The 8231-nt window shown below is 40.1% G+C and carries 10 protein-coding genes; 7 read left to right on the top strand and 3 right to left on the bottom strand.

Annotation, left to right across the window (positions count from 1 at the left end):
• The first annotated feature begins 136 nt into the window (after positions 1–136).
• The 6 genes from def (at position 137) to mscL (ending at position 5653) form a co-directional block, all read left to right on the top strand.
• On the top strand, positions 137–646 hold the full coding sequence (gene def / locus O3746_RS08615) for a peptide deformylase (protein WP_049357210.1): 510 nt from the start codon (positions 137–139) through the stop codon (positions 644–646).
• A 59-nt stretch (positions 647–705) separates the two neighbouring features.
• Positions 706–1662 carry a methionyl-tRNA formyltransferase gene (fmt, locus tag O3746_RS08610; protein ID WP_371448639.1) on the top strand — a complete coding sequence of 319 codons (957 nt, stop codon included), beginning with the start codon at positions 706–708 and terminating at the stop codon, positions 1660–1662.
• Complete coding sequence (rsmB, locus tag O3746_RS08605; RefSeq protein ID WP_371448637.1) at positions 1662–2999, top strand: 16S rRNA (cytosine(967)-C(5))-methyltransferase RsmB; 1338 nt, start codon at positions 1662–1664, stop codon at positions 2997–2999. Before fmt ends, rsmB begins: the two co-directional genes overlap by 1 nt.
• Entirely contained in the window at positions 3000–3815 is an 816-nt protein-coding gene (locus O3746_RS08600; RefSeq protein ID WP_197560799.1) for a glycosyltransferase family A protein, read from the top strand.
• Positions 3812–5188, top strand: coding sequence for a Trk system potassium transporter TrkA (trkA, locus tag O3746_RS08595; protein ID WP_371448634.1), 1377 nt, complete (start codon positions 3812–3814; stop codon positions 5186–5188). The genes O3746_RS08600 and trkA overlap by 4 nt, the downstream gene beginning before the upstream one ends.
• A gap of 78 nt (positions 5189–5266) precedes the next feature.
• Positions 5267–5653, top strand: a complete 387-nt coding sequence (gene mscL / locus O3746_RS08590; protein ID WP_371448632.1) for a large-conductance mechanosensitive channel protein MscL — start codon at positions 5267–5269, stop codon at positions 5651–5653.
• A gap of 58 nt (positions 5654–5711) precedes the next feature.
• Here mscL and ispF read toward each other — a convergent pair whose 3' ends face one another.
• The 3 genes from ispF to ftsB are packed head-to-tail and all read right to left on the bottom strand — an operon-like array spanning position 5712 to position 7146.
• Positions 5712–6188 (bottom strand): 2-C-methyl-D-erythritol 2,4-cyclodiphosphate synthase, encoded by a 477-nt coding sequence (gene ispF / locus O3746_RS08585; RefSeq protein ID WP_049369923.1) that lies wholly within the window; start codon positions 6186–6188, stop codon positions 5712–5714.
• Positions 6185–6868, bottom strand: a complete 684-nt coding sequence (gene ispD / locus O3746_RS08580; RefSeq protein WP_371448629.1) for a 2-C-methyl-D-erythritol 4-phosphate cytidylyltransferase — start codon at positions 6866–6868, stop codon at positions 6185–6187. Before ispD ends, ispF begins: the two co-directional genes overlap by 4 nt.
• Positions 6868–7146 (bottom strand): cell division protein FtsB, encoded by a 279-nt coding sequence (gene ftsB / locus O3746_RS08575; RefSeq protein ID WP_014064556.1) that lies wholly within the window; start codon positions 7144–7146, stop codon positions 6868–6870. The genes ispD and ftsB overlap by 1 nt, the downstream gene beginning before the upstream one ends.
• A gap of 250 nt (positions 7147–7396) precedes the next feature.
• Here ftsB and O3746_RS08570 point away from each other — a divergent pair, with 250 nt between their 5' ends.
• On the top strand, positions 7397–8215 hold the full coding sequence (locus O3746_RS08570; protein WP_371448627.1) for a 5'-nucleotidase, lipoprotein e(P4) family: 819 nt from the start codon (positions 7397–7399) through the stop codon (positions 8213–8215).
• The last annotated feature ends 16 nt before the right edge of the window (positions 8216–8231 follow it).

The following is an 8231-nucleotide window of genomic DNA, read 5'->3' as shown; positions in this document are numbered from 1 at the left end:
GGACACCGCCAGGTACTGAATGTGAACCCCGAGCTGAATGGCTTGGGGTTTTTGTTTATGGAATTTTCAATATTTTAGCAAAGCGTTGATTCTATGATACAATCACCGCTGTAATTTTAATAAAACAAGAGAAAATATGACCGCACTTAATGTATTAATTTATCCAGATGATCACCTTAAGGTTGTTTGTGAGCCAGTTGCAGAAGTCAATGATGACATTCGCAAAATTGTAGATGATATGTTTGATACGATGTACCAAGAAGAAGGCATTGGTCTTGCAGCACCGCAGGTAGATATCTTGCAGCGTATTATTACGATTGATATTGAAGGCGACAAACAAAATCAATTAGTGTTGATCAATCCAGAAATTTTAGCGTCTGAAGGTGAAACAGGTATTGAAGAGGGTTGTTTATCTATTCCTGGATTCCGTGCCTTAGTGCCCCGTAAAGAAAAAATCACGGTAAAAGCCTTAGATCGTCATGGAAAAGAATTTACGCTTGATGCAGATGGTTTATTAGCGATCTGTATTCAGCATGAAATCGATCATTTAAACGGTATTTTATTTGTGGATTATCTTTCACCGTTGAAACGTCAACGTATCAAAGAAAAATTAGTGAAATATAAAAAACAAATTGCAAAACAATAATCAAAAGTGCGGTATAAAATGACCGCACTTTTCCTATCAACGCCATAACGTAGAACATTATGAAATCATTGAATATCATCTTTGCCGGTACGCCGGACTTCGCAGCACAACATCTTGCTGCACTCTTAAACTCTCATCACAATATTATTGCTGTTTATACACAGCCTGATAAACCGGCTGGTCGCGGTAAAAAATTACAGGCGAGTCCTGTAAAGCAATTAGCTGAACAGCATCAAATCCCTGTTTATCAACCAAAATCCTTGCGTAAAGAAGAAGCACAAGCAGAGCTTAAAGCGTTAAATGCTGATGTAATGGTTGTTGTTGCTTATGGTTTGATTTTACCTCAAGCAGTGTTGGATATGCCTCGTTTAGGTTGTTTAAATGTGCATGGTTCTCTGTTGCCACGTTGGCGTGGCGCTGCACCTATTCAGCGGTCCATTTGGGCAGGGGATCAACAAACTGGTGTGACGATTATGCAAATGGATGCAGGCTTAGATACTGGCGATATGTTACACAAAGTGTATTGTGATATTGATGCACAAGAAACCTCAACCTCGCTTTACCATAAATTAGCTGAAATTGCGCCAGCTGCATTGATTGATGTTTTGGATCATTTGGAAGAAGGGAAATTCATTGCAGAAAAACAAGATGATAGCCAAAGTAACTATGCAGAGAAACTTTCCAAAGAAGAGGCTAAATTAGATTGGTCGCTATCGGCAGTCCAGCTTGAACGCAATATCCGCGCGTTTAATCCTTGGCCGATTAGTTTCCTACAGTTAACTGATGAGCAAGGTAATGAACAAACCTTAAAAATTTATGCTGCAGCGGTATTGCCACATGTGGATAAACCGGCAGGAACAATTTTAAGTGTCGATAAAAAAGGTATCCAAATTGCCACGAAAGAAGGCGTTTTAAATTTATTGCAACTTCAGCCCGCAGGCAAGAAACCTATGTCTGTGCAAGACTTCCTCAATGGTCGAGCAGATTGGTTCCAGGTTGGTAAGGTTCTAAACTAATGGTATTTCAACGCAAAAAAACGGGAAAATCGACCGCACTTTCGGTACGCGCTATTGCTGCTCAAGTGATTTTACAGGTTTTAGATCAGGGTAAGTCCTTATCAACGTTACTTCCAGAAGTGCAATCGCAAGTAAAACCACAGGATTTACCTTTATTACAGGAAATCACCTTTGGTATTTGTCGCGTATTGCCTCGTTTAGAAAATATTATAAAAAAACTATTAGATAAGCCATTGAAGGGCAAGCCCCGTATTGTACATTGCTTGTTATTAGTAGGGTTATACCAGTTACTTTATATGCGCGTGCCCGCTCATGCTGCAGTGGATGAAGTGGTGAACGCCACAAAATCATTAAAATCGGATAGTTTCCGTGGTTTGGTTAATGGTGTACTGCGTCGCTTCTTACGGGAACAAGATGATATTCTTGCTGTAGTAGATAAACATTGGCAAACGCTTCATCCTGAATGGTTTGTGAATAAACTCAAAAAAGCTTATCCGAATTGGCGTGAAATTATTGAGGCGAATAACCAAAAGCCACCAATGTGGTTGCGGGTCAATCAACAGCAAAATAACACGAAAACTTACCGCACTTTGTTGGAAGAGCAAGAGATAGCAGCGTTTGAATGTGATAATCCACATGCTTTGCGCTTAGCTCAACCACTTTCGGTCACAAAGTTGCCAAATTTTGCACAAGGTGCGGTGACAGTTCAGGATCTCAATGCACAATGGTCTGCTTTGTTGCTTGAGCCACAAAATGATGAATTAATTTTAGATGCTTGCGCGGCGCCAGGTGGGAAGACTACACATATTTTAGAGATGGCACCGCAAGCGAAAGTGATTGCGCTTGATGTCGAGGCTCATCGCTTAAAACGCGTCGAAGAAAATCTTGCCCGTTTGAATCAACAGGCGACGGTTGTTTGTGGTGATGCGACCGAGCCTGAAAAGTGGCTTTCAGAAATAGGTTTAAGTGGTGCATCCTTTGATCGTATTTTATTAGATGCACCTTGCTCAGCAACGGGCGTGATTCGTCGTCATCCAGATATTAAATGGTTACGTCAAGAAACGGATATTGCTCAATTGGTTGCTTTGCAAGGACAAATTCTAAAAGCGCTGTGGGCAAAATTAAAACCTAATGGTATTTTGCTTTATGCGACTTGCTCGGTGCTTCCTGATGAGAACAGTCAGCAAATACAGCATTTTTTAGCTGAAACACCCGATGCAGAATTAATGCCATTGCCGTTTGAACAAACGGAAAATACGATTGGAATCCAATTCCTGCCACAAGAGAATGGCGGTGATGGGTTCTATTATGCAAAATTGAGAAAACGGTCGGCTTAAATGAATTTGCCTTTAATTGATGTCGTCATTCCTTGCTATAACACTGAACACACGCTTGTTCGTGCAGTAGAGTCTGTGTTGCAGCAAAATAATCTTGGTCACCTTTGGCTGATTGATGATGCATCGACAGATAATACATTTGCATTAGCCTTACAGCTTGCAGAACAATATCCTGACAGAATCTCTATCGAGCAAATGCCGAAAAATAGTGGTGTTGCAATGGCTCGAAATTGGGGTGCGATGCTCTCGGCTAAAAGTGCGGTCGATTTTGTCGCGTTTTTAGATGCAGATGATGCATATGAACCTGGTGCATTAGAAGTAGCTGCGGCAACCTTTCATTTTCAGCCAGATACTTCAGTCGTGAGATTAGCATTAAAACCGATAAATTTAGCCCAACGTTATGCGGAACACCCTAATTTTGATCAGGCATGGCAATATATGCGCATGACCTGCGGGGGAAATATCGTTTTCAATAAAGCTTTTTTCTTAGCGTGTGGCGGATTTCCAACACATCAATTATTCCGAGAGCTCGGCGGTGAAGATGGAGCCTTGGGCATTGCAACCACTAAAACGGCAAAAGTGGCGACCTTATTTGAAGATGTGGGTGTGTTGCATTTTTGTCGTGAAGGCATGCATGCGGAGCGTTTACTCGATGGCCTGTTATTTAGTAAACAAGATCCAGCGATTACAGCCGAAAAAATGGCAGAAGCTGAACAAGTCACATCGACTATTTGTCGCCGTATTGAGGCATTAAAGTGCGGTCTAAATTCAGCTGAAATTGGCATCCGACCTTTGGTTGTGGAGAGAACAGAATGAAAATAATCATCTTAGGTGCAGGGCAAGTAGGCACAACACTTGCGGCAAATTTAGTGAGTGAAGATAACGACATCACACTGGTAGATAATGAATCTCAACATTTGCAGAATTTGCAAGATAAGCATGATTTACGCGTAGTTAAAGGTTCCCCTTCTTCACCCAAGGTTTTACGTGATGCGGGCGCCGCTGATGCAGATTTGATGATTGCCGTAACAGCATCAGATGAAATCAATATGATTGCTTGCCAGTTGGGATATACCCTTTTCAATACCCCAACACGTATTGCACGTATTCGTAATGCGGAATATTTGCGCGAGAAAGATAAATTATTTAATAATGAAAACGTGCCTATCGATCATCTGATTTCACCAGAAAATTTAGTTACGGATGAGATTACGCGTTTAATTGCTTATCCAGGCGCGTTGCAAGTGGCACATTTTGCCAATAATCGAATTAGCATTGTGGTTGTAAAAGCCTATTACGGTGGCCCGTTAGTGGGCTATGCACTATCTGCTTTTAAAGAGCATATGCCACACATTGATTGCCGAATCATTTCGATTTTACGTAATGATAGATTAATTCGTCCGCAAGGCTCGACCATTATTGAGGCAGGCGATGAAATTACCTTTATTTGTGCGACGGAACACATTAAAGCGGTGATGAGTGAGTTGCAACGCCTTGAGAAAATCTACAAACGTATCATGATCGTTGGCAGTGGGAATATTGCCTCAGGTGTAGCAAAACAGTTAGAAGATAAGTATCAAGTAAAACTCATTGAGCGCGATGGAGAAAAAGCGAAAGTTTTAGCTGAAAGACTCTCTAAAACCCTGGTTTTCCATGGGGATGCTTCTGACCAAAATTTGCTTTTTGAAGAGCATATTGAGAGCGTCGATGTCTTTTTATCTCTAAGTGCGGATGATGAAGCCAATATTATGTCGGCGTTACTGGCAAAACGCCTAGGGGCTAAAAAAGCCATGGTGCTTATTCAACGCATGGCGTATATCAATTTGATTCAAGGCGGAACCATTGATATTGCGGTTTCACCACAACAAGCGACAATCTCAGCTTTATTAGGACATGTGCGTAAAGGGGATATCAAAAATGTGGCCTCTTTGCGTCATGGTACTGCGGAAGCCATTGAACTTGTGGTACATGGAGATTCGACCACATCCAATGTGGTTGGAAGACAGATTGGCGATATTAAACTTCCAGTTGGTGCAATGATTGCGGCAATTTTACGTAAAAATGAGGTTATCATTGCACGTCGTCAGGTGACCATTGAAGAAGGTGATAGTGTCATTGTTTATATTAATGACAAGAAATCTGTGTCAGAAATAGAAAAATTATTCCAACCAAGTGCATTTTTTATTTAAATAACAGTTTACTTTTTAATCTAAAAATCTATAATACGCACTCTTTTAATTTTTTAAACCAACACAAAAGGAAATTTTATGAGCTTTCTTAAAGAATTCCGCGAATTCGCAGTACGCGGCAACGTAGTAGACATGGCAGTCGGTGTGATCATCGGTGGTGCTTTTGGTAAAATCGTAAGTTCACTTGTCGGCGACGTAGTAATGCCTGTATTAGGTATCTTAACTGGTGGCGTAGATTTCAAAGATTTAAAAATCACGTTAGCACAAGCAGTAGGTGACACTCCAGCAGTAACTTTAAACTACGGTGCATTTATTCAAAACGTATTTGACTTCATCATCATTGCATTCGCAATCTTCATGATGATCAAAGGTATCAACAAAGTGAAAAAACCAGTAGAAGAAGTAAAAGGTCCTTCACAAGAAGAATTACTTACTGAAATTCGCGATTTATTAAAAAAACAATAAGAATTTAATTCAAATAAAAAAGGTTGGTATTTTACCAACCTTTTTTTTTACCTAAAATTTAAGCTTTTAATAATAATGCGACGGCCTCGCAAGCAATGCCTTCACTTCGGCCTGTAAAGCCAAGTTTTTCTGTTGTGGTTGCTTTCACGTTGACTTGCTCAATATCACAATGTAAATCTTCCGCAATTTTCGCTCGCATTGCATCGATATGAGGACGCATTTTAGGGGCTTGAGCAATAATGGTTACATCCACATTACCGACCTTATAGCCTTTTGCTTGTACTTGGCGGAATGCTTCTCGTAATAAAACACGGCTATCTGCATTCTTGTATTGCATATCGGTATCAGGGAAGAGTTTACCAATATCACCTAATGCTACTGCACCTAATAAAGCATCTGTTAAGGCATGTAAGGCGACATCACCATCAGAATGGGCAATAAACCCAGTGTGGTAAGGCACTTCAACGCCACCAATAATTAAAGGGCGGTCTTCACCAAAGGCATGAACATCAAACCCATGTCCAATTCGTATCATAGAATTTTCCTTGTTAAATAAAATTCGGCTAAAGCTAAATCTTCTGGACGTGTCACTTTAATATTATCACTTCGTCCTGCAACTAAGTGCGGTTGAAATCCGGCAAGTTCCATCGCAGAGGCTTCATCTGTAATATTGGCGCCTTGAGAAAGCCCCTGTTTAAGTGCATTTCTTAATAAATCGCAACGGAAAAATTGAGGCGTTTGTGCAAGCCAAAGTTCGGAGCGATCTTCTGTTTTAATAATATTTTGTTGTTTATTCGCGCGTTTAATCGTATCGACCGCTGGAATAGCTAAAATAGCACCTTGCTCATCATCGATTTGGAGCAATTTATCTAAATCTTGATGTGTTAAACAAGGTCTGGCTGCATCATGCACCAACACCCAAGCATGGTCATTTTTGATCGCGTTGAGTCCATTTAGAACTGACTCAGCTCGTGTTTCACCACCTTCAACGAGGGTGATGTTTTGATGAGAGAATAAGGTAATTTCAGAAAGATAGGGATCATTTTTTCCCACCGCAAGGATAACGTGATTGATTGCAGGATGGGATAGAATGACTGAGAGCGTATGTTCCAGAATCGTCTTGTCTAGGATTTTCAGATATTGCTTCGGTTTGTTTGCTTGCATACGGCTTCCAACACCCGCAGCAGGAATGACGGCAATAATTTCGCGGTTCATTATTTATGCTCTTTGACGATGTGATAGAACACTTCGTTTGGTTTGACCATATCATGGCTCATGCGTGCACGCTCTTCAATAGATTCAAAGCCTTTTGTTAGTCCTTGAATTTCGGCGGAAATCATTTGATTTCTTTGTGAGAGCTTTTCATTTTCAGCTTTATTCTCTTTGATTTGAGCTTCGACATCTTTGTAGTCAAAATAGCCGTTTTTACCAAACCAAAGATCGTACTGAAATAGCACGAGAATACCCACTAAAATTCCAATGAAAAGACGCATAAATTACCTATTATTTCTGAAAACTAGGGATAGTTTACCGTGAAATACAGCGAAATGCGATGAAAAAGTGCGGTTAAAAAATAAGATGATTTTGAAATGATCTCATTGGGTTTGTTAGATAGCTTCAAAATGAAAAATGTGATCTATCTCACAAATTAGTTATAAAGTTTGATAAACCCATAGTCACTGCCCAAATAGGCTTGTTATACTTTTGTCTGTCATTATGACTTTTTAACAGAAGGAACAATCAATGAAAACAACATTAAAACTTACCGCTATTGCAGCGATGTCAGCATTTATTTTAACCGGTTGCGCGACTCAAAATAAAAGTGCAGAAGCGGATGCTCAGCTTCAACAACAAGCGGTATTAGGTCTTAACTGGATTCAACAATCAGGTGAATACCAAGCCCTTTCTTACCAAGCATACAATGCGGCAAAAGTGGCATTTGATCACGCTAAAGTGAAAAAAGGTAAGAAAAAAGCCGTTGTGGTGGATTTAGATGAAACCATGTTAGATAACAGCCCTTATGCAGGTTGGCAAGTTCAAAACAATAAACCATTTGATGGTAAAGACTGGACTCGTTGGGTAGATGCTCGTCAATCAGGTGTTGTACCAGGTGCAGTAGAATTCAATAACTATGTAAATACCCACGGCGGTAAAATGTTCTACGTTTCTAATCGTAAAGAAAGCAATGAAAAAGCAGGTACGATTGATGACATGAAACGTTTAGGTTTTCATGGTGTTGAAGACTCAGCATTTTACTTGAAAAAAGATAAATCACCAAAAGCAGCACGTTTTGAAGAAATTGAAAAACAAGGCTATGAAATCGTCGTTTATGTGGGTGATAACCTAGATGACTTCGGCGATGAAATCTACGGTAAACAAAATGCAGAACGTCGTGATTTCGTGGCACAAAACAAAGCGAAATTTGGTAAAACATTTATCGTTTTACCTAACCCGAACTACGGCGGTTTTGAAGGTGGTTTAGCGAAAGATTACTTCAAAGGTGATTCAAGCAGCAAAGTGAAAGCACGTTTAGATGCGATTAAAGCTTGGGATGGTAAATAATTCCCTATTTTAGATA

The sequence above is a fragment of the Haemophilus sp. 27098_8_127 genome (genome assembly GCF_041433495.1).
Lineage (GTDB): Bacteria > Pseudomonadota > Gammaproteobacteria > Enterobacterales > Pasteurellaceae > Haemophilus_D.
The sequence above is the reverse complement of the archived record's forward strand: the minus strand, read 5'-3'. Positions and strand labels throughout refer to the sequence as shown.

Coding starts and splice junctions, on each gene's coding strand:
- def (WP_049357210.1), top strand. CDS start 137: ATGACCGCACTTAATGTATTAATTTATCCAGATGATCACCTTAAGGTT.
- fmt (WP_371448639.1), top strand. CDS start 706: ATGAAATCATTGAATATCATCTTTGCCGGTACGCCGGACTTCGCAGCA.
- rsmB (WP_371448637.1), top strand. CDS start 1,662: ATGGTATTTCAACGCAAAAAAACGGGAAAATCGACCGCACTTTCGGTA.
- O3746_RS08600 (WP_197560799.1), top strand. CDS start 3,000: ATGAATTTGCCTTTAATTGATGTCGTCATTCCTTGCTATAACACTGAA.
- trkA (WP_371448634.1), top strand. CDS start 3,812: ATGAAAATAATCATCTTAGGTGCAGGGCAAGTAGGCACAACACTTGCG.
- mscL (WP_371448632.1), top strand. CDS start 5,267: ATGAGCTTTCTTAAAGAATTCCGCGAATTCGCAGTACGCGGCAACGTA.
- ispF (WP_049369923.1), bottom strand. CDS start 6,188: ATGATACGAATTGGACATGGGTTTGATGTTCATGCCTTTGGTGAAGAC.
- ispD (WP_371448629.1), bottom strand. CDS start 6,868: ATGAACCGCGAAATTATTGCCGTCATTCCTGCTGCGGGTGTTGGAAGC.
- ftsB (WP_014064556.1), bottom strand. CDS start 7,146: ATGCGTCTTTTCATTGGAATTTTAGTGGGTATTCTCGTGCTATTTCAG.
- O3746_RS08570 (WP_371448627.1), top strand. CDS start 7,397: ATGAAAACAACATTAAAACTTACCGCTATTGCAGCGATGTCAGCATTT.